At 55.6% G+C, this 19,270-nt stretch carries 20 protein-coding genes; 16 read left to right on the forward strand and 4 right to left on the reverse strand.

Annotated elements, in window-relative coordinates:
• Positions 1 to 780: transposase (locus M7F93_RS07565; RefSeq protein ID WP_298171475.1), on the forward strand; the 780-nt coding region annotated here is incomplete at its 5' end.
• Positions 781 to 925: 145 nt separating this feature from the next.
• Here M7F93_RS07565 and M7F93_RS07570 read toward each other — a convergent pair.
• The 3 genes from M7F93_RS07570 to M7F93_RS07580 are packed head-to-tail and all read right to left on the reverse strand — an operon-like array spanning position 926 to position 3,014.
• The gene (locus tag M7F93_RS07570) at positions 926 to 1,288 is read right to left on the reverse strand and encodes a DUF192 domain-containing protein (RefSeq protein ID WP_298171477.1); all 363 of its coding nucleotides are present in this window, start codon (positions 1,286 to 1,288) and stop codon (positions 926 to 928) included.
• The gene (locus M7F93_RS07575; RefSeq protein ID WP_298171479.1) at positions 1,285 to 2,166 is read right to left on the reverse strand and encodes a type II secretion system F family protein; all 882 of its coding nucleotides are present in this window, start codon (positions 2,164 to 2,166) and stop codon (positions 1,285 to 1,287) included. Before M7F93_RS07575 ends, M7F93_RS07570 begins: the two co-directional genes overlap by 4 nt.
• Positions 2,163 to 3,014 (reverse strand): type II secretion system F family protein, encoded by an 852-nt coding sequence (locus M7F93_RS07580; protein WP_298171480.1) that lies wholly within the window; start codon positions 3,012 to 3,014, stop codon positions 2,163 to 2,165. Before M7F93_RS07580 ends, M7F93_RS07575 begins: the two co-directional genes overlap by 4 nt.
• A 339-nt stretch (positions 3,015 to 3,353) precedes the next feature.
• Here M7F93_RS07580 and M7F93_RS07585 point away from each other — a divergent pair, with 339 nt between their 5' ends.
• From M7F93_RS07585 to M7F93_RS07645, 13 genes are all read left to right on the forward strand, one after another.
• Positions 3,354 to 4,043 carry a helix-turn-helix transcriptional regulator gene (locus M7F93_RS07585; protein WP_298171481.1) on the forward strand — a complete coding sequence of 230 codons (690 nt, stop codon included), beginning with the start codon at positions 3,354 to 3,356 and terminating at the stop codon, positions 4,041 to 4,043.
• 5 nt (positions 4,044 to 4,048) lie between these two features.
• Positions 4,049 to 5,266: an OmpA family protein gene (locus M7F93_RS07590; protein WP_298171482.1), complete on the forward strand. Its 1,218-nt coding sequence runs from the start codon at positions 4,049 to 4,051 to the stop codon at positions 5,264 to 5,266.
• 340 nt (positions 5,267 to 5,606) lie between these two features.
• A complete protein-coding gene (locus M7F93_RS07595) occupies positions 5,607 to 5,885 on the forward strand; it encodes a Flp family type IVb pilin (protein WP_298171483.1) in 279 nt (92 codons plus the stop codon).
• A 97-nt stretch (positions 5,886 to 5,982) separates the two neighbouring features.
• Positions 5,983 to 7,611, forward strand: a complete 1,629-nt coding sequence (locus tag M7F93_RS07600) for a pilus assembly protein TadG-related protein (RefSeq protein ID WP_463670964.1) — start codon at positions 5,983 to 5,985, stop codon at positions 7,609 to 7,611.
• 145 nt (positions 7,612 to 7,756) lie between these two features.
• Positions 7,757 to 8,545 carry a hypothetical protein gene (locus tag M7F93_RS07605; protein WP_298171485.1) on the forward strand — a complete coding sequence of 263 codons (789 nt, stop codon included), beginning with the start codon at positions 7,757 to 7,759 and terminating at the stop codon, positions 8,543 to 8,545.
• Positions 8,546 to 9,220 carry a hypothetical protein gene (locus M7F93_RS07610; RefSeq protein ID WP_298171486.1) on the forward strand — a complete coding sequence of 225 codons (675 nt, stop codon included), beginning with the start codon at positions 8,546 to 8,548 and terminating at the stop codon, positions 9,218 to 9,220.
• Positions 9,221 to 9,231: 11 nt separating this feature from the next.
• Positions 9,232 to 9,399, forward strand: a complete 168-nt coding sequence (locus tag M7F93_RS07615; protein ID WP_298171487.1) for a hypothetical protein — start codon at positions 9,232 to 9,234, stop codon at positions 9,397 to 9,399.
• Positions 9,400 to 9,408: 9 nt separating this feature from the next.
• Positions 9,409 to 10,470 (forward strand): Flp pilus assembly protein CpaB, encoded by a 1,062-nt coding sequence (gene cpaB, locus M7F93_RS07620; protein WP_298171488.1) that lies wholly within the window; start codon positions 9,409 to 9,411, stop codon positions 10,468 to 10,470.
• Between the two features lie 73 nt (positions 10,471 to 10,543).
• Positions 10,544 to 11,842 (forward strand): type II and III secretion system protein family protein, encoded by a 1,299-nt coding sequence (locus M7F93_RS07625; protein WP_298171489.1) that lies wholly within the window; start codon positions 10,544 to 10,546, stop codon positions 11,840 to 11,842.
• Between the two features lie 11 nt (positions 11,843 to 11,853).
• The gene (locus M7F93_RS07630; protein WP_298171490.1) at positions 11,854 to 13,569 is read left to right on the forward strand and encodes an ATPase, T2SS/T4P/T4SS family; all 1,716 of its coding nucleotides are present in this window, start codon (positions 11,854 to 11,856) and stop codon (positions 13,567 to 13,569) included.
• A gap of 22 nt (positions 13,570 to 13,591) precedes the next feature.
• Positions 13,592 to 14,455, forward strand: a complete 864-nt coding sequence (locus M7F93_RS07635) for a TadE/TadG family type IV pilus assembly protein (protein WP_298171491.1) — start codon at positions 13,592 to 13,594, stop codon at positions 14,453 to 14,455.
• Between the two features lie 39 nt (positions 14,456 to 14,494).
• Positions 14,495 to 15,763, forward strand: coding sequence for a pesticin C-terminus-like muramidase (locus M7F93_RS07640; protein ID WP_298171492.1), 1,269 nt, complete (start codon positions 14,495 to 14,497; stop codon positions 15,761 to 15,763).
• 36 nt (positions 15,764 to 15,799) lie between these two features.
• Complete coding sequence (locus M7F93_RS07645; protein WP_298171493.1) at positions 15,800 to 16,783, forward strand: hypothetical protein; 984 nt, start codon at positions 15,800 to 15,802, stop codon at positions 16,781 to 16,783.
• 487 nt (positions 16,784 to 17,270) lie between these two features.
• On the opposite strand, the gene M7F93_RS07650 is transcribed toward M7F93_RS07645, so the two are convergent.
• Complete coding sequence (locus tag M7F93_RS07650) at positions 17,271 to 18,173, reverse strand: uracil-DNA glycosylase (RefSeq protein WP_298171494.1); 903 nt, start codon at positions 18,171 to 18,173, stop codon at positions 17,271 to 17,273.
• Between the two features lie 174 nt (positions 18,174 to 18,347).
• Here M7F93_RS07650 and M7F93_RS07655 point away from each other — a divergent pair, with 174 nt between their 5' ends.
• Positions 18,348 to 18,698, forward strand: coding sequence for a DUF4870 domain-containing protein (locus M7F93_RS07655; protein ID WP_298171495.1), 351 nt, complete (start codon positions 18,348 to 18,350; stop codon positions 18,696 to 18,698).
• A gap of 97 nt (positions 18,699 to 18,795) precedes the next feature.
• On the forward strand, positions 18,796 to 19,270 hold a 475-nt coding region (locus tag M7F93_RS07660; RefSeq protein WP_298171497.1), incomplete at its 3' end, for an ATP-binding cassette domain-containing protein.

Raw genomic sequence — 19,270 nt, forward strand, 5'->3', positions numbered from 1 at the left:
GAGGAAATACGTCGCCGCGAAGACCGGCTGGTGGTGATGGCCGCCGCCAAGGCCAAGATTGCCGATCGGGTTCAAGCCCGTTATGAAAAAGAGAAGGTTTCTTACGACGAGAAGATGGCTCGTCGTGCCGAACGCGAAGCCATCGGGCAAAAGCCCAGGGGGAAGGCGCCCAAAGCGCCTGATCCCGCCCCGAAAGCGCAGGATCAGATCAACCTCACCGATGAGGAGTCCCGCATCATGCCGGTCTCGGGTGGCGGCTTTGAGCAGTCCTATAATGCCCAGGCCGCCGTCGATGACCAGACCATGCTGGTGGTGGCCACGGGTGTCAGCCAGGCACCGAATGACAAAGAGCAGGTACTCCCCATGCTGGCGACGCTGCAAACCCAAGCTGCGGTATTGGGTCCCATAGAGGCGTTCGTTGCCGACACCGGCTACTGCAGTGAAAAGAATGTCGAAGCGTGTGAGGCACTGGGCATCACCCCCTTTATTGCCGTGGCCCGGGAAGATCACCATCCGGACTGGCGGCAGCGGCATACCGAGCCTGAAGCACTGACGGAAGATGCCACCCTGATGCAGGCCATGATCCATCGCCTGAAGACCCAGGCTGGCCGCAGCGTTTACCGGCTACGCAAGCAAACGGTAGAACCGGTCTTCGGCATCATCAAATCGGTGATGGGATTTCGGCAGTTCTCATTGCGCGGACTGCGTCAGGTACAGGGGGAATGGAGCCTTGTCTGTTTGGCGTGGAATTTAAAACGTATGGCCGGATTGCGCCTGTAGGGCATAAAAATGAAGAAACGCAGCAAAAAATAGGGCAATAATGGGTAAAATCACCCAAAAAAGGTGTTTTCAAAAAATCCTGGGCGGAAATGGGCGGCAGTCCGAAGCTAAACCGATGGGCTGCTAGCCTGGCCAATTAAATGAGTCAAAGCCGTGATTGTGCTGCCCGCCACGTCAAACACTGCCCGGAAACCACCCCGTGACGCTCAACACCGCCTGCCGCCACCTCCAGCGTCGTGCGGGCACCCCGGCAGGATTTCATGCGCCATGCGCTGACACCTGGGTGACAAGCCAATATCTTCAGATCGGCATCCAGGAAAATGACATCAATGGGGAAACGCATGCCCACGGTGTGTACACTTCCACAGGCAGTCAACAACAACCTCTGCTGATCAGAGAGCCCGGCCTTGCCCAGCAAGCCCTGCAAACGGTCGAGAAAACTGGCCGCCATCTGCACCTCAGGCCAGAGCATCTGGCCATCACGGCAAATCATCCCTGCCGGTTTCAAAAACCGCCTTCCTGAAGAAACTTCATGTAGATGACAAAAGCCAGCATCAAAAAAGTGATGGGAAAAATGAAGACGACCAGTGGCGCCAGTAACTTGACCGGTGCCTCCAGCGCCAGCTTTTCGGCGCGCAGGAAACGCTCCTCACGTCGCTGTTCCGCTTGCGCCCGCAATACCGGTCCGAGATCGCCCCCCCGCTCTTCCGATTGAATCAGGGCGCTGACCAGACTCCGCACTTCCGGCAACGGAACCCGCTCCCCAAAGCGTCGGAAAATATCCATCTTCGGCGTCCCCGCGCGCAAATCGCGGATCATAATACCAAGTTCATTGCGCAGTGGCCCCGGTGGCCCCTTATCCACCGCCACCTGCATAGCGCTCGTCAAATTCAGACCACCCTCAATCATCAAGGTGATAAAGTCGAGATAAACGGGTAACTCTTTGAGAATCAATCGCCCGCGCCGCTTGGCCTGCTCAGCAAGCCAAAGATCAGGATAAAAACTGCCAATCAGCATGACCAGCAGGCTCGGCCAGATATTGAAAAGCCCAAATATTCTATAGGATAAAAAAACAAAAATCAGCGGGACTAGGGTACCGATCACTTTGAGCGCCACGAACTCTCTGGCACTAAGCAGGTAATTAACACCCGCCTTTTGCAGGCGCTGATGACTTCGTAGCAAAAGACGATCGGGAATAAAAACAACCAATGTGGAGCAGATGAATTGCACCAATGGCCAGAGCAGGTGCAATCCTTTGGGCAAGGGATCCATATAATCCCGGGGCGATGGCTCCATCTGCCGCGCTAGTATACCCAGTCCATAGACAAAAAGTCCGATAGAAATACTGGCGAGGAGTGCCAATAATACAACCCATAGCGCACTCATACTTCAATACTCACAATTTTACGAATCCAGAAATAGCCGAGCACTTCAAACAAAATGGCGATAGCCAGCACCGCCCAGCCGCGCATCGTATTAAATAGCGCGCCCATAGCCTGCGGCTCAATCTGCAAGAGCGCAAAGATGATCAAGGCCGGCAAGGCAGTCATCACAATACCCTGAAGTCGGCCCTGTGAGGTCAGCGCTTTTATCTTCTGCTCCATCATTAGTCGCTTGCGGATAGTATCCCCCAGTCGCGCCACCGTGTCGGCGAGATTCCCTCCCACCTCCCGGCTAATACGCAGGGCGGAGGACACCAGTTGCACATCCTGCGACGGCACCCGTTGCGCCAGATGGTCTATGGCGTCCTCGAAGGCGACCCCCAGACGTTGCTCCCGCACGACCAGCGCCAGCTCCTGGCTGATGGGTGGGCTCAAATCGCGGGAGAGCCCTTCCATGGCTTGCTGCAAATTAGCGCCGCCGCGCAAGCCGCTGGCCAGCATCATGAGGGCATCCGGCAGTTGTGCATGCAGACGATCCAGACGCCGCTTCTGCAACCAGCGCAGCACAAAACGGGGCAACAAGGCGATGACAATGGCCGTCGCAACGGCCAACACTGGCGAATCCAGCAGCAACCAGACCATAAGCGGCAAAACCAGCACCGCCGCCACGTTCAGTTTCCACAACAGATCAGAGTCCGCGAAGATGAACAACTCCGACAACTTGACCTGTCCGTCGCGAGCGAACGTCGTCTGCCCCGTCACCAAAGCCTGCCGGGTTGCCAGCAGGGCCACAAAAGTAAGCCCAACCACTGCAACGAACACCAGAATACCGAATACATTATGGCTTACCATCCGCTCCCCCCACCCATTTTTCTGGGCTGATTATCGATTCATAGAGAAATCGTACTAACACCCTGCATCTTACGTTAGACTCTGCACATTACTCTGGGTGATAACATGTTCATAGCATTAAAACATAATCCACGGATCAGCAACAGGCATTCAATAATCACATATTATAAATTATACTACATTGTATTTATTTAGTATTTTAACGAAGAATTCAGCATGACGACTTCAACACGAGCAATTATAGTGAACAGCATCGCTACATATTGACATCAGCGCGGAGCGCGGTAACATCGTGCCATAGCATAGATTATATAATTCTCCATATTGGAGGGAGCGAATATGTGGCTGAACCTACTAGCCCAGCCCGCGGCGTGCGGTGCGGGCCAGGCACTAAAGTGCTATGCGTTGGGAAGATCACCTTCTGATATCTCCAGAGGATGGCGGGAACAAGGCTGGTTCCGACAAATCAAGGTCTATCGCCTGCACCGCCACTGCAAAGGCTGGCGGACCACATCCTGGTGGCGCTATCCTACGGGACGCTGGCCTGCCCCGCCCCGCGAATTGATCGTCCGGGCGCAGCGCGAGGCAACATCCGGGAATTCACACCCCTACTGCATCACGACGTCCTCGCAACTCGCGATGAGCCTCCTCTGCAACCCCACTCCTACCCAGATCGCATTATTCCACCTGGAAATCACCAGGGCGCTGAGCAATACGGAACTCAAGGATATTCAGGCAGAGTTGCTTATTCTCTACACAGTTCTCGAAACTGAAGAGCCTTTTCATCCCGAGCTCACCCCAACGGACTTGCGTATTGCACAAATGCTCGTGGAGGGTATCGGTCAAAACGAGATTGCGACCCAGATTGGCCAAAGTGAAAGTACTATCCGCTCCCGGATCGCCGTCATGTGTAGACGGCATGGAGTACCCAACCGGCGGATGCTCCTGGCACGCCTGCTCAAAACCATCCAAAACAAAAGACCCGGCAGCAAGCGATCCTTCCCTCACCAATTATCACGATCGGAGTGAAGAACATGCGCATTTTTACTCTGCGAATCAGCTTACTGTTGCTTCTGACCACCGGCCCCGCCTTTGCACTGGACGAACCCGGACAGGATTTACCCTTTCTAGGGCGCTACCCTGGCAGCGTCATTGACAGTTATAAAACCGCTCATTACGACGAGGCCACCATTCCCCTCGGGATTTTAAGCAAAAAGGGATTCACCAAATCGGAGACCGTAGAGGGTCAAGTGACGTACATTCGTTACAAAGTACCTGAAGATCGCTCGCCGCTGGAGTTCATCCGCAACTACCAACAGGCATTACAGCGCGCGGGGTTCCACATCTTGTGGCAATGTGCCGATCATGGCTGCAGAACCCCGGACGCAGATGTGGCAGCAACGCTTTGGCGGGGCGCTCCAACCCGCTACACCGGTGGCGCGGAAATTTTCAACTTTGAGCATGGCCGCATGCTCAGTGCCGAACATCGCGCCACGGATGGTGTACGCACTATTGTATTTATCAACGACAACACCCTGTTTGGCCATTCTCAGGACGCCTCCGTGTACGTCGTGCAAACCAAACCCATGCAAAGCGGCATGGTCAGCAGCGATGCCGGACAGTTGACCAGCGAAAGCATGGCGGGCGCCCTGATTCAGCAGGGACGTTTCGCCATGCACTTACCCTTCGATTTCAATCAGGCGACCCTAAGGCCAGATGCGCAGTCGACTCTGACTGCGCTGTCCCAGCTTATGGGGCAGCACCCCTCCCTCCGCATACGTCTGGAGGGACACACCGATCAAGTGGGCTCTGCTGCATACAATCAGAAGCTGTCGCTAAATCGTGCCTTGGCCGTAAAATCGGCTTTAACAGCGCAAGGCATAGTTGGGCAACATATTGAGGTTACCGGATTGGGTGCCACACGCCCGATAGCCGGCAACGATACTGATGAGGGGCGCGCACAAAACCGCCGGGTTGAAGTAGTCGATCTCAACCCTGGTGCCATCGCCGGTCTCCGGCCTGCAAATGGCGCCATCACGCCGGCCATTACCCATGCGCCCGTAATGAATCGCGCACCCACCATACGAAGCAGCGTCTATCACAGCAATGCCACCCCAATCACCGAAATACCCGCAGCCAATACCCCTGCTGTCGAACTGACCAACACCGCTGCAGACGCCGCTCGCAGCGAGACCAACTACCAGATACAGCAGGGTGTGCGTAGCCTGGTACAGGGCGTATTTGGTAACTGATCACCAAGCCCAGATCGTCATCACTGAGCGCGCCGAACAATCCGTTCGGCGCTATTTTTTTGTAATAGACGACATTATCCGGCTCATCTATAAGTGAGAAAATAGCGCGCCAACATGTTACTTTAAAGTGACAGCCACCCGCTCTTAGTTCAATTACCCGCAATACCGCGCCGCCGGGATTGTATCATTTTTATAACAAAACCGGAGCGCTATTATTAATATTGTTTTTCATATAATTATGACATTATACCAGTGATTTTTGGCCATATTGTACAATACTTTCGCCTATGTTTGAATGTGTCCGTGGTAGATGCGATCCCACCCCTTTTCTGGAGGACCCATGAAACATTATTTCGTTATTCCGAAGTCTCACGCAGAACACGGTCAGGGCATGACCGAGTATCTGATAATTGTCGCACTTATTGCGATCACTGGTATTGCAGTGTTTTCTTTCTTTGGGCAAACACTGCGTCATCAGATGGCAGGCATTTCTCAGGAACTGTCTGGCAAAAAAGCTGATTCCGATATTACAGCAGCCCAAGGCACGGCTGGACAGGCCACGACTAATGCAGGCCTGCAGAAAAACATGAGTGATTACAAATCGGACATGGGCAAGTAATTAGCTGTTGGCGGGGTTCGCCCCGCCCATGACCTGGAATGACTTTTATAAAAGTCATTCCAGGTCATGCCAGCTCATACATTAAGGGGATGTAGTGTTGCATAATCTTGAACCACAACGCGGTTTTCCTACCGCAGAAAAGCATACAGAATCAGGACAAGCCGCCTTATTCGCCGCCGTCCTGATCCCTGTAGTATTGCTCGCGGGCCTCTTCGTCTTTAACACCGGGCAACTCACCGCCACCAAACTCAAAACTCAAAATGCCGCCGACGCCGCTGCCTTCTCTGCCATGCAAATGGAGGCGAGGGAACTCAACTTTATCTCCTACACCAACCGCGCAATGGTCGCCAATCAGGTTGCTATCGGGCAGACGATTAGTTTGGTTTCTTGGTCACATTATGTAAAAACTCTCGGACAGAATATCCAGCGCCTGGGTACTCTTGTGTCTTGGATACCTGCGGTCGGACAGGCTATCGCAACGACCACCAACGCAATTGCCCAAACTACCAACGCATTAGATCAAGGCATCGATACTGCTTCTAAAGTAATTCTTCCTGCGCTGGACGTCGCCGATGCTGCGCTGAGTGGTTCGCAGGAGGCTTATCACATAGCCAACGGTGTTTTTGATCCCGGTGGGGGGAATACCAACCCCGGTGGTGCGATGACCGCCGTGGCCGAACAGATGGTCAAGCTAAACGATCATGAGGCCAAGCTAAATGGTATCGTTCTGGCTACAAATTTAGGTCAGTACTTTAGTAATCGCGGCGATCTCATCAAGCGTTGGGGAGGGAATAAAGAAAGTGCGCAGGCACGAATGGCGTATATGATCAATGCCTCCCGTGATGGGTTTACGAGCAACCGTTCTGACCTCCCTATTCCTTTGAAGCTTCTGAGTGACATAGTGCCACCCGACTTATGGGTAATTAAATGGGATCTCCCGCGCATGGGAGCCTCTCAAATTGCGCTCGACCCGGAAAATGGAAAATATGTTTGGTCAGGAATGGATACGCTCTCTTTGCATACGTGGCGGAGAAAGTTTGCGATTTTTGGGGAATGGGAGTCCCTACCCGAAGCGCCTCTTGGCTGGGGTGCCGCGCAGACAACGGGTGACGCACCCTATCACTACTTTCAATCTGCGCACCGTTACCGTGAAATCGACGCATCTACGGAAGAACAGTTCCCACCACATACCAGAACTCAATACATCCCTCCCTACGAGGGATCCTGGAACGCTAATCCAACTGCGTCCGGCTTGGCCAAATCTGAATACCCCGATGAGCAAGATTCGTACGGGAAAGGCATGGTAGGTAACGGAGCAGATGCAGATCGTTTTTCTGCCAATGGAATTACCCGATATCAGGATTTTGATCACGCAAGCCCATCGCTGAAAAAAGCTAACGGCGACCCTGCGGATATCATGCCATTTTACATGGTGGTCGTAGAACACCCACGAGGAACCGTCAGGGATTCTGGCACCGCTTTAGGCATCAAACAAAATGCAGCGCGGCAGGAGATGAATTTGGCGCTACCGCAAACCGCACAAAGCGGGCAGGTGCGCGCAATTGCCAAGGCTCAGGTCTATTTTCGACGTCCGGCTTCGCTATGGCAACGCGCTGATCACCTCTACGAGCGTGGAAACCTCTTCAGCCCATTCTGGGAGGCACATCTTGTAGATTTAACCTCAACAGACCGTTCACGATATGCCGCCCTGCTGGGATTGCAGTAGTAAAGAGGACTTGCTCATGAAAAAAACATCTTTCAACTTACGTCACATGCTACTAATAGCTTCTGTGATTAACTGCCTTAGCTTCGCTGTCGCCACCAAAGCAGAAAAAGGTTGCATGGTATTTTACAAAAAACATGCAACCATAATGGGAAACCAGCCCGACGAACGCGGCCAATCCCTCACCGAATTCGTTGTGGTGGCTGCCTTTGCACTCATCCCACTCTTTTTTCTGGTGACCTATACCGGCAAATGGAGCTTCACCCAATTACGCACGATTGAGGCTGCGCGTTATGTGGCGTGGGAACGCACCGTATGGCGGGACCAGCCGCCACCGGGACGGGAATGGTTGGCCATCAAGAGCGACGCAGACCTGCGTAATGAGGCGGCCGTGCGATTTTTTGGCCCGCACAATGCGGGCTTATCGAATGCCAATACGGGGAGTGGGCAAAACGTGGATCCGATTCTGACCCGACATGATGGACAGCACCTGTTGCACGACCTCGCCAATATACAGGTGGCCACCCACGAAGAGCCCATATCCACGGGCGTATCCATGAACTTTTTAGGGACTCTCATGAAACTGACCGACATCCCCCTGCGCATGACGGGACCAACGGTCGCCACTGTCTGGGTTCAACTGGAGGGGCTGCCGGGATACGCCCACCTGCCCGACAACCCGCTCGCTCGAGGACCACAATTTGCGGCGCAGGCAGCCGTGCTCACGGATGCCTGGACCGCGAATGGTCCCGCCGAAGAAGTGCGCATCGTCAAAAAACTCCTGCCCACCGGTTATCTGGATAACGGTGCGGTGAATACCGTCAAGTCCGTGGGCGGTTTCTTGTTCCCTGAGCTAAATCGCCTGGAGTTCGGGCATATCGACCCCGAGGTGCAGTATGGCGATCGCCTTCAACCTTACCCCAGTGGAGGCAAATAGATGAAGCTTCGAGCTAGCATGCTGTGCGTGGCGTTTTTCCTCACCGGCCCGGCTATTGCGGTCGCCGCCGACCATGCGCCGCTCCTGCCCGCCCCCGAAAATGCCGTCATGGAGCCCTTGTCCAGCCACCTCAAAGTCAATGGCGTGGATATGAGAGCCGTGCAATTCCATGTGGGTGCGGAGGAAGAGTGGCTGCGCTCCTATTTCGTAGAAGCCTGCGCGAAACTGGGAGGCTCCTACACCGAAAATCTGCTCCGCAACGAGCATATTCAGGGCTGCATTACTCCGCCTTATTCTCTGACCAGTCAATGGCATATGGAAGGAGACTCAGCCTACGGCACGCTCACCAGTCTGCGCATGAATCAGAAAACCGAACGCAACGCCCTGCCCGACGATCTGCCCTTACCCACCAATGCCCAGGTGCTTCAGGACGTGGAGAGCAGCGATGCTGGCGTCCGTGGACGGGTACTGCACGTGCGTGTCGATACACCCGCCGCCAACCTTCGCGCGTCACTGGACAAAGCATTGCTCGCACAACAATGGCAACCGGCACCGGCCATGCATAACAACGGTTCCGTGATCTCCATGAATAAGGGCAATCGTCGGCTCGACGTCGTTATCGGCGAGGATGGTACCGGTAAAAGCCGCTTAGTCATCGTCCTGGATCAACGGTAGGGAGCACGCCCATGAGCGAAAAAGGCCAGTCCAGTATTGAGTACGCCATTGTTGCGGTCTTCGCGCTCGGGTTGCTGTTTATCGGCGACCCCAGTCCCATTGCCCAGATCATGGAGGCGCTGCGTAAATTTTCCAGCGATTTTTCCTGGGCTGCTTCCATCGCCACCCTGCCCTTCTGAGGAGTTCCCGTGTCGACCCCGATCAAACCCGAGTCCACACCACCGGTGCTGCAAAAGAAAAGCCGTGCGCTTACCGGCTGGATTTTGCTGGCCGTCGCCATTTTGGCAGGGCTGGGCGCGGCCTTCCTCGCCGTGCAGTCCCTGGATGCCCAAGAATCAGCCATGAAGCAGCGACTGCTCCGCGAGTTGACATCTAAAAAGGAAAGCACCATTCCAGTGGTAGTGCCCATCGAAAACCTGCCTGCCAAGACGGTGCTTACCCTGTCCATGGTCGCGCGGCGCAACATTCCTGCAGATAGTGCGCCGGGCGGCGTCGTCATGGATACCGATTTCAATAAAATTGAGTACAAGCGGTTACTTTTCCCTGCTGAGCGCGGTAAACCGCTAACGCTCTCCATGTTCAGTTCCACGGAGAGCCCTGCGGACATTTTAGACAGCCAGCATATCGCGCTGACGATTTCCGTGAACTCCGAGAACTCCATGGACAAAATGCTCCGCCCGGGGGACCGCGTCGACATGTTGTGGATTACCCAAGCGGACGTCCGCGCCAAAGCCGCCGCGAGCTCCATCATCAACATGCAAATGACGCCCACAGCCCCGGAGGGTGTTTTAGTGCGCTTTTTGGGGCAAAACCTGAAAGTCATCGCCACCGGAAAGGATTTGTCCCCCAACGGGGGCAATAGCAGCGCCGAAGGCTATAGCACAATCACCCTCGAAGTCACGCCACTGCAAGCGCAAAAGATTCTGGTCGCGCAAAAGAGCGGAGAAATCCGTCTGGATTTGCGCGGCAATGACAAAAATGGCGCATGGCCCAAACGCACCGTGTCACTGCACGACATTATCGGCTATCCGCATGCGGTGGCAGGTGTGGAATATATCGCCGGCGGATCTTCGGGCACCGGCGGCCCGAGCATCGCCCATGTGCAAACCGCGGGCACATCGCAACCTTCAGCGAGAGTTACGGACAATTCTGTCCCAGGCAGCAACGGCAACGCGCTGTCCGGCAATGCGCCAGCCAGCCAAATGAAGTATTTGCCGTTCTCCTACGTCCCACCCTTGCCACAGCCTTGACAGGAAATCGTTCACGATGAAGATGACTAAAAAATCCCTGGCTACGGCCATACTTACCTTGGTGTTACCCGCCTTGGCCTGCGCCAAAGGCGACCTGGAATTGGATAACCAGTCGAGTATTTCCATGTACTCTGGCCAGGTAAAAATCATTCCGACGAATACCGTGAAACGGGTAGCTGTCGGCAATGGAAAAATCCTCAGCGTTACCCTCGTCGATGGCAAAGAATTACTCTTACTGGCCGAGGGTGCGGGCGAGACGAACCTGCATCTTTGGTACAAAAACGGGGAAGAAAGCGCCGCACGGGTGGTCATTGCGCCCAAGGATGTCGGACGCGCTGCCGAAGAGATTTCCAGCCTTCTCGGCAAGAACCCCAATACCCAAGTACGCGTCGTTGGCGACAAGGTCATTATTGATGGCAAGAATCTTTCTGAAGAGGATTTGAGCAGGATAGAAAAACTCAAAGCGGTCTATCAGAACGTGATAAACCTCGCGGAGAAAGAACCACTGAGAATGGAAAAAGTAGTCCTCCTGGATGTCAAAATCCTCAAAATGAAAAAGGACTTTTTCCGAAGCCTCGGGGTGAACTGGAATCAATCCATGGCTGGCCCACAGGCGGGTATTGTCGGCGACTTCAGCTCCAACCCGTATTTCCGCATGGGCGTACCGACGACCAACGGCACGGGGGGACCCTTGGCCAACTTCTCTTTCCCCAACTCAGGGCTACAGGATTTGCCCCTGAAGGTTGCCCCCTTCGCCACCAACTTTGGCATCATCGCTTCTGTTGCCTCGCGTATTAACTTCGCCTTGCAAAACGGGGATGCCTACGAGATCGCCAACCCCAAGCTCAGCGCCAAGAGCGGCAGCAAAGAACCTGCTGAATTTCTGGCTGGCGGGCAAATTCCGATTCCCTTAGCCATTGGTTTCGGCCAGACCTCAGTGATCTTCAAGGATTTTGGTATTCGCCTTAAATTCTCTCCGGTAGCAGATGACCGGAATAATGTCAGCCTGAAAATATTCACGGAAATAAGTAATATTGATCCCTCTCTCACCGTCGGAGGTGTGCCTGGATTCTTTACCAGCCGTACCCAGGAAGAAATCAACCTGAAAGATGGGGAAACGCTGGTTATGTCCGGACTGGTGGATCATAGCCTTTCACAAAACAGCAATAAAATACCCGGACTGGGTAACATTCCAATTCTCGGATACCTTTTCAAATCAGACGACTTTAGAGATAACGAATCAGATTTGGTGTTCCTGGTCACTCCCCAGGTAATTACTGCCAACTCGTTAGAAAACATTGACGCGGAATCTCATGCCCGTTATCTCGAAAATATGTACAACAGAAACTCCGATCAAGGCATTATCCGTTAGGAGAAAACCCCATGTTTATGGTCCGCGCGTCACATCCCAAAACGGGAACCCAGGAGATTGCGTCCAGCAATGGTGTTTGCTTGCTGGGTAAAGCAGAGCACGTCCATCTGCGCATGGAAGGCTGGAATATTGGCAAGGAACATGCGCGGATATATGCCGAGCAGGGTAGGGTCTATATTGAGGGACTGGGCGGCTTTGGCGCGGTGCTGGTCAACGGCGAACGCATGCGCGCCTATGGGCCGGTGGAGGCCCACGACGAGATTGTCGTCGCCGGATATCGTCTGCAAATCTTGCCGCGTTTCGACGGCGAGGATCTGTCCACTCCAATCTCCGCAGAGGATGACAGCAGCATCCCCGTGTCGCTAACTACACCTGTCAAAGCAGTAGTAGAAACTGCGCCAGAGTTGGTTCGTCCCGTCTACGACGCCCGCTGGCTCGCGCTGGTGCGGGTGGTCCATGAGACGGTGCGCAGTCAGATGGACCTGCGCCGTGTCGATCTTGGTGCTTTGTCTCCCGAAGAACTCCGCCGCATGGTGGGCGAACTGGTACGGGAAGTGGTCTGGCGGATGAACCCACCCCCGGAGATCGACCGGCAACGCCTCGTCAAAGAGGTGCTGGACGAAGCGGTGGGCCTCGGCCCTCTGGAAGACTTCCTGGCCGATGCCACCATCACCGAAATCATGGTCAACCGCTTTGATGAAGTCTTTATCGAGCGGCAGGGTAAGTTGCTGGCGGCTCCGGCATTGTTCAGCAGTGAGTTGGCGGTACGGCACATCATCGACCGCATAGTCGCCCCCATCGGCCGCCGTATTGATGAAAGCTCGCCGCTGGTGGACGCGCGCCTGGCCGACGGCTCCCGCGTCAATGCCATCATCCCGCCCCTGTCCCTGAAAGGCGCCTGCATCACCATCCGCAAGTTTTCCAAGAAGCGCCTGCAAATGGAGGACCTCATGGCCTACGGCTCCATTGAGGCGCGCATGGCCCATTTCATTCAGGTCTGCGTGCAGCAGCGCAAGAACATCATCATTTCCGGCGGCACTGGCTCGGGCAAGACCACCCTGCTCAACGTGCTCTCCAACTACGTTCCCGATCACGAGCGCCTTGTGACCATTGAAGACGCGGCCGAACTGCGCCTGTATCAGCCCAATTTAGTCTCACTGGAGGCGCGCCCCGCCAACATGGAGGGCAAAGGTCAGATTCCCATCCGCGAACTGGTGCGCAACGCCCTGCGCATGCGTCCCGACCGTATCGTGGTGGGCGAGTGTCGCGGCGGCGAAGCTCTGGACATGCTGCAGGCTATGAACACCGGCCATGACGGCTCGCTTACCACCGCCCACGCCAACACGGCCCGCGACATGCTCTCCCGGCTGGAAGTCATGGTGCTGATGGCGGGCATGGATTTACCACTCACCGCCATCCGCGAGCAAATCGCCTCCGCTGTGGACATCATCGTTCAGATCACCCGCTTTTCCTGCGGCTCGCGCAAGGTGACGAGCATTTGCGAGGTGACCGGCACCGAGAGTGGCACCATCCAGTTGCAGGAACTGTTTACTTACAAGCAGCGGGGTTATGACGCTGAGGGCAGGGTGCGCGGCATCTTCCGCGCTACCGGGGCGGTGCCGGAGTTCTACGAGGTCATGCGCGAACGCGGCTTGCCGGTGGATTTGTCCATCTTCCAGGCCGAGGAGCCCTTGCGTGGGCGGGAGGACGTGCATCATGGGGCGTAGGATCCGCACCGGGATAAAGCCGATGGCACGCAGGCCGCGGCGCGGCTTACCAGACGCGGCCGCCCGCGGGGAGGCTGGTGCCAGCGCGGTGGAATTCGCCATCGCCGCACCCGCCTTGCTGCTGGCCCTGCTCGGCAGCTTTCAGGCAGCATTGCTCTATCAAGCTCGCGCCCAACTGGAAGTCGCCACCCAGGAGGCGGTACGGGCGGGGACTTTACACGGGGCCAGTGTCGAGGCCATGCGCGATGCCCTGGCCCGCGGGCTGACACCGCTCTATACCCACAGCCATAATCTGTCCGCCCTTGCTCAAGGATACGCTACCGCCAAAGTCGCGGCAGGTCAGGCCACTATCCGTGTGCTCAGTCCTACCCGCGAGGCCTTTGACGACTTTGCGGAACAGACTCGCGATGCCTCAGGGGCCTGGGTCAGGGCGATACCGGTGGACCATCTCGGCTATCGCCAGACCAGCGTGGGCAGCGGCAGTCATCTGTCCGTGCAGGACGCGACCCTCCTGAAGGTTCAAATTACCGCCGTCCAACCGCTCATCGTGCCCTTTATTGATCAGATTGGTCGGGGCATCTACCAGATGGATAAGGGACTGGGGAATGTAGGTTTGCCCAGCCTTTTCAGCCTCCATCTGAGTCCGGTGACAGGAACTGATGGCAAAACCCGCTGGGGGATTCCCATGCAGGCCGAGGCGGTGATGCGGATGCAAAGTCCGGTGCTGACGGAGGGGTTGCCAAGCAAGGCGACGGTGGAACAAAGGCAGGATAAAAATGGCAACTTCCCAGGATCCACAGAGGACGTCAATTCGCTCAAGCCCTTACTGGCCCCTGACATTGGCGACTACACCCCGCCCCCAGATCCGGAATTTTGTGTCCATTAAATTAAAACGCGGTCCATAGACATTCAGGAGACCAGAAAGATGCGGCACCACCCCCAATTATTTGCCACAATGCCGTTAGGCGTCCTGGTGATGACTATATGTGCCACACTCCCCAGCGATGCTGAAGCTATTGATTGCAGCAAGGTATCAAGCTTTAACGAGCAAACCATTTGTGGAGACAAAAAACTTCTCCTCCTGGATCGCGATCTTACGGTTGTTTACAACAAATTCATCAAGGTGTTCTCCGACACGGGCCACTACACCTACCTCGTCACCGAGACCAAGATAGCACAAAAGAAATGGCTCCAAGGGAGGAATGCCTGCGGTGCAGACGCCGCCTGTGTCAAAGCGGCCTATGAGGAACGCCTCGAGGTTCTGCAGAGGAAGATCTGTTATCCGCGAGATGATAGCCCCAGTTATCAAACGCCTTCTCAGCCAGGATCTACAACGACGACCACACAGCCTGCAACTGATCATCAAGGTCAGAAACCAAAAGAACCGGCCGCAGCCTGTTCTTCCGAAGACCGGGTGGACTATGATTTTATAAAAAAGAACGAGGGTGCGATGCTTGATTTCTACGTGCCTGGAGCTTTCAGCACCAACGTCAAAACAGGTAAGAATTTAGGGCCAAAATTCAAAAGAGATAAAAATGGCGATCCACTACAAAAGGCCATAGCCTCCAGCGGGGTCACCGTCGGTCAGGGCGTGGACCTTGGACAACAAACAGTAGACAGTCTAAAACATTATATGAACATTGAAGCGCAAAAATATGGCAAACCAGCAGATGTAGACATTGGATCTTTAATGAGTCGTATCAATCCTTTTATTGGGTTACAAAAAGATGCATCTGTCGCTGCGCTCAATGAATATTATAAAAAAAGAGGGGACTACCCAACATTAACCACAGCAGAAGCAGACTTTATTTCTTCAGCGGTCAAACATGGATATGCCGAAGATGCAGCGGCACTTTTCAATAAAAACTCCAAGCCGAAAATGAATTTCTGGTCATTACCGGCCACCGTGCAGACCACACTCACCGATATGAAATACCATGCCTATATTCAGAGCGTCGCCCAGTATTACTATCGGGGAGAATGGCAAAAAGCGGCAGAGGAGTTCAGACGACTCTCGACGACGGCGAAGTGGGCAAAGTTTGAAGACCGCTTCCTGCAGCGCGCAAAGATGTTGACCGATGCGATCAACAATAACTCTCTACCGAAAAAAGGGGATCCCTGCACACCCAAGCCCCCTGCCACCATCAATCGCTCGGCGTGGTGGGAAAATCCACGGCGTCCACGCTGGGCCTGAGTTTTTCACGTTCACTTCAAATCAGGAGATCACCAAATGATACGACGACGCATACTTCTCGGTATCGGCTTCTGTGCAGCCCTAGGCGTCAGCCTTAGCGCCTGCGCCGTAGATGCCCCCCTCAACTGCCCGGCGATCGCCACAAAGATCCCCGACGCGTTTGCCCCTACCTGCAGTCACCCACAGACCCCCCTGCAAAAGGCCATTTGTCACTATAAGCCAAAGCATTGGACCGACAACCTCCTGTTGTTGGACAGCTCGTTAATGCATGGCTATAAGCAAACGCTCCGCGCGGCCGGCGTGGGCACCCCCGAATGCGCCCACCTGCTGGAAAGCCAAAAAGTCTTTGAAAAGAAACTCGAAGCCTGCGGCAGTGATGGAGACTGCGTCCTCGAAGCCATGACCAAACGTAGTTTTGCGCTACGCGACATCGAAGAACACCAGCAAGCCCCCCTGGAAGCGGCTGCTCTGCAACGTTTCGCGGGCGGGGCGCTCTTCCAAAGCCCCGACCAAAAACCTGCGCCGCTCCTCCAACGCATTCAGCGGGGCATGGATATTTATCCCCTCCCCCACATGGCGCTACCTAACGGCAACACCCTCGTCTGGGGCTTCCAGCCGCACAACGCTACCGTCCAGTCCCTAGCCGTGGTCAACCACCAAGGTGCCGTACAGCTGCTGGGCGCGGTGGATGGCATTTATCTCGGCCTGCCCAAGGACAAGACCCGGCCGGAGCTGGATGCCAACGCCCGCATCACCCTCTTCGTGCGCGATCCCCAGGCCCTTGCCCAAAACCTGCCCGCCCTCCGTGCTTGGGCGGCAGCGAGCATCCTCGGCTTCAACGTGGATTGCAGTGGTGCCAACGCCACCCGCTGCAAGGCCGCCGAGGCCATTCCAGTATCCATCCAGGCCTACCGACTCAACTGCCCGCAAAAAGTACCGGGCAAAACCTTGGTCAACCGCTGCCCCCTGCCCTTGCCTTCCGTATCCGGTAACATCTCTCCGGGATTATTTTGGCAATGAGGGGCCAAAATTGAATGGAATACCGTCCGTAAGAACCCCGAACTGCAGGTCTTGGATTCCAGTCTCGCCGGGGTCTACCGCTATGCTTTGGCCGTGATCACAAGATTTTCGGGAGATTTATAAGAAATTTTTCTCATTGCTCTTCTGCTCTGTCGAAGCGTATGTACAGATGGAGTGGCTGTGGACTCGCCTTCCAGATACCGAATTGCACGAATAACTGGACGGCAGTTATCTGCTGCTCTATGCATGGGCAGCGTCGTCACGGACGATATCTCTACCGTCGATCCGACATCACCGACAAACACCATTCGCTTTCGCGCAATGGTGGGGACCCAGACCCTCCCCTCCTGAAAAGCAATATGTATTACCGCCTGAATACTGGTGACAAATCCCGCGGGCAGGTGTTATGCGCCGGATCCGTTGTTGCCTGGACAATCACTGCGCGCAACAAAACGACGTGGTCAGGAATTTCCCCTCATTCACCACATCATTGCCGCAGCACGGCCAACGCCCGCTTCAGATCCTCCCAGACTTTGCGCTTATCGATCGGGTTACGCAGCAGATAGGCGGGATGGTAGGTGACAATCAGGGGAGTGCCTTGGTAGTGCTGGGTCGTACCGCGCAATTGGCTGAGCGGCGTATCCACCTGAAGCAAGCCCTGCGCAGCAAAGCGCCCCAGCGCAACAATCACGCGGGGTTGCAAGAGGGCGATCTGGCGCTGCAGGTAAGGCATGCACGCCTGCACCTCCGGACCCAGCGGATCGCGGTTATTGGGGGGGCGGCATTTGAGGATATTGGCGATATAGACGTCTTGCTCGCGGCTGAAGCCCATGGCGCGGAGCATGTTGTCGAGGAGTTGACCGGCGCGACCCACAAAAGCTTCGCCGCGGCGGTCTTCTTCCGCGCCCGGCGCCTCGCCGACAAACAGCCAGGACCCGCGCGGGTTACCGGCACCGAATACGGCATGTTTGCGGGTTTCGCCGAGGGGGCAGGCCTGACAGGTGCTGACCATGTTGTTGAGGTCACGCCAGTCCAGGGTGGCGATGCGTGTTATCCGTTGCGGGTCCGCAGAAGGGGTGCTTGTCTGAGTGGCAAGCACTGGGGCTTGAAGGGCTTCGGCCTTGAGCGGCGGAGGCGGGCTGCGCACCGGAGGAGTTGGTGCCACCTCTGTGGGTAGTAGGGCAGCAGTCGCTGACCCCACATCGCGCCGTGCAGAGGGCCTCGAGGCAGAGGCAGGCTGCGCTTGCGCAGATACGGGCCGATTCGGCAAAATGGTCGGGGCTTCAACCATTGGTTTCGCTTGTACCATCTCCGGCGGCGGGTCGCCGGGCACAGGCATGCCCAGGAGTTGCAGGAATTGGCGCTGTTCGTCGGTGAAGGTATCTGGCATGGGTCTATGCTAAAGGTCCGGTCCGTCTCTGGCAACCATTCTGTCACGGGGATGGGCTCATTCAAACGCTGTTCTTTGATATAAAATTCAGTATCATAGCGGTACATATCTCACAGAGCGACTATCACCCGGTCGACCAGGTACGAAACTCATCACCCTACAGGGAGTGCAACCATGGAAACCAGCAATATCGTCGAAGTAGCCAGCAGGGACAATCGTAACATCGCCGTACTCACCCATGCGGGCGGCATTTTGTTCGGATTCATCCCGGCACTCATCGTCTACCTCCTCAAAAAAGACAGTGGCTCCGTCTGGCTGGTGCAGCAGAGCAAAGAAGCGCTGAATTTCCAGATCACCATACTGATTGCTTATGTGGTAGCCAGCATCCTGAGCGCCCTGCTGATCGGCATATTGATTTTCCCACTGATTTTCATGGTAAATTTGATATTCTGCATCCTGGCAGCTATCAAAGCCAGCAATGGGGAGAGCTATCGCTATCCCCTGACTCTGCGTTTGCTGAGTTGATGCACAGAACCTGAGGGCATTCGCCCGGCTTGCGCCGCCGCAACGCGCCCCGTACCCTACGCCCTTATCTTGCGTGATTAAGGATGGGGTCGGTTCAATGTCTATTCTGCGGCTGGAAGCGGGACAAGTGGAATGGGGTGGCCGGGCGCTGCTGGACCATGCCGAGCTGAATCTGGAGGCGGGTGAACGGATCGGTCTCATCGGCCGCAACGGCGAGGGTAAGTCTACCCTACTACAAGTGCTGGCGGGCCTCGGTGCCTTGGATGCGGGAAACCTGTGGGTGGCACCCGGCATACACCGCGCTTACCTGGCGCAGGAGCCGGAGCTGGCCGGAGAGCACGACCTGCTCACCGCCATCAAATCCGGGCACCCTGCCTGGCGACACTTGCAGAACGCCGATGCGGACGACGCTCATGCCCATGCCCTCGCCGACCATCACGAGGCTTGGCAGATCGACTATAAGGCAGAGGCCCTGCGCGACAGCCTGGGGCTGCCCACTGAAGGTATGGTCAGCGCCCTTTCCGGCGGCCAGCGCAAGCGGGTCGCCATTGCCGCCACCCTCGTCGCCGAGC

This window comes from Acidithiobacillus sp. (genome assembly GCF_027322205.1).
GTDB lineage: Bacteria > Pseudomonadota > Gammaproteobacteria > Acidithiobacillales > Acidithiobacillaceae > Acidithiobacillus.

Coding starts and splice junctions, on each gene's coding strand:
- M7F93_RS07640 (WP_298171492.1), top strand. CDS start 14,495: ATGCGGCACCACCCCCAATTATTTGCCACAATGCCGTTAGGCGTCCTG.
- M7F93_RS07635 (WP_298171491.1), top strand. CDS start 13,592: ATGGCACGCAGGCCGCGGCGCGGCTTACCAGACGCGGCCGCCCGCGGG.
- M7F93_RS07645 (WP_298171493.1), top strand. CDS start 15,800: ATGATACGACGACGCATACTTCTCGGTATCGGCTTCTGTGCAGCCCTA.
- M7F93_RS07630 (WP_298171490.1), top strand. CDS start 11,854: ATGTTTATGGTCCGCGCGTCACATCCCAAAACGGGAACCCAGGAGATT.
- M7F93_RS07590 (WP_298171482.1), top strand. CDS start 4,049: ATGCGCATTTTTACTCTGCGAATCAGCTTACTGTTGCTTCTGACCACC.
- M7F93_RS07615 (WP_298171487.1), top strand. CDS start 9,232: ATGAGCGAAAAAGGCCAGTCCAGTATTGAGTACGCCATTGTTGCGGTC.
- M7F93_RS07610 (WP_298171486.1), top strand. CDS start 8,546: ATGAAGCTTCGAGCTAGCATGCTGTGCGTGGCGTTTTTCCTCACCGGC.
- M7F93_RS07585 (WP_298171481.1), top strand. CDS start 3,354: ATGTGGCTGAACCTACTAGCCCAGCCCGCGGCGTGCGGTGCGGGCCAG.
- M7F93_RS07595 (WP_298171483.1), top strand. CDS start 5,607: ATGAAACATTATTTCGTTATTCCGAAGTCTCACGCAGAACACGGTCAG.
- M7F93_RS07580 (WP_298171480.1), bottom strand. CDS start 3,014: ATGGTAAGCCATAATGTATTCGGTATTCTGGTGTTCGTTGCAGTGGTT.
- M7F93_RS07650 (WP_298171494.1), bottom strand. CDS start 18,173: ATGCCAGATACCTTCACCGACGAACAGCGCCAATTCCTGCAACTCCTG.
- M7F93_RS07605 (WP_298171485.1), top strand. CDS start 7,757: ATGGGAAACCAGCCCGACGAACGCGGCCAATCCCTCACCGAATTCGTT.
- M7F93_RS07575 (WP_298171479.1), bottom strand. CDS start 2,166: ATGAGTGCGCTATGGGTTGTATTATTGGCACTCCTCGCCAGTATTTCT.
- M7F93_RS07655 (WP_298171495.1), top strand. CDS start 18,348: ATGGAAACCAGCAATATCGTCGAAGTAGCCAGCAGGGACAATCGTAAC.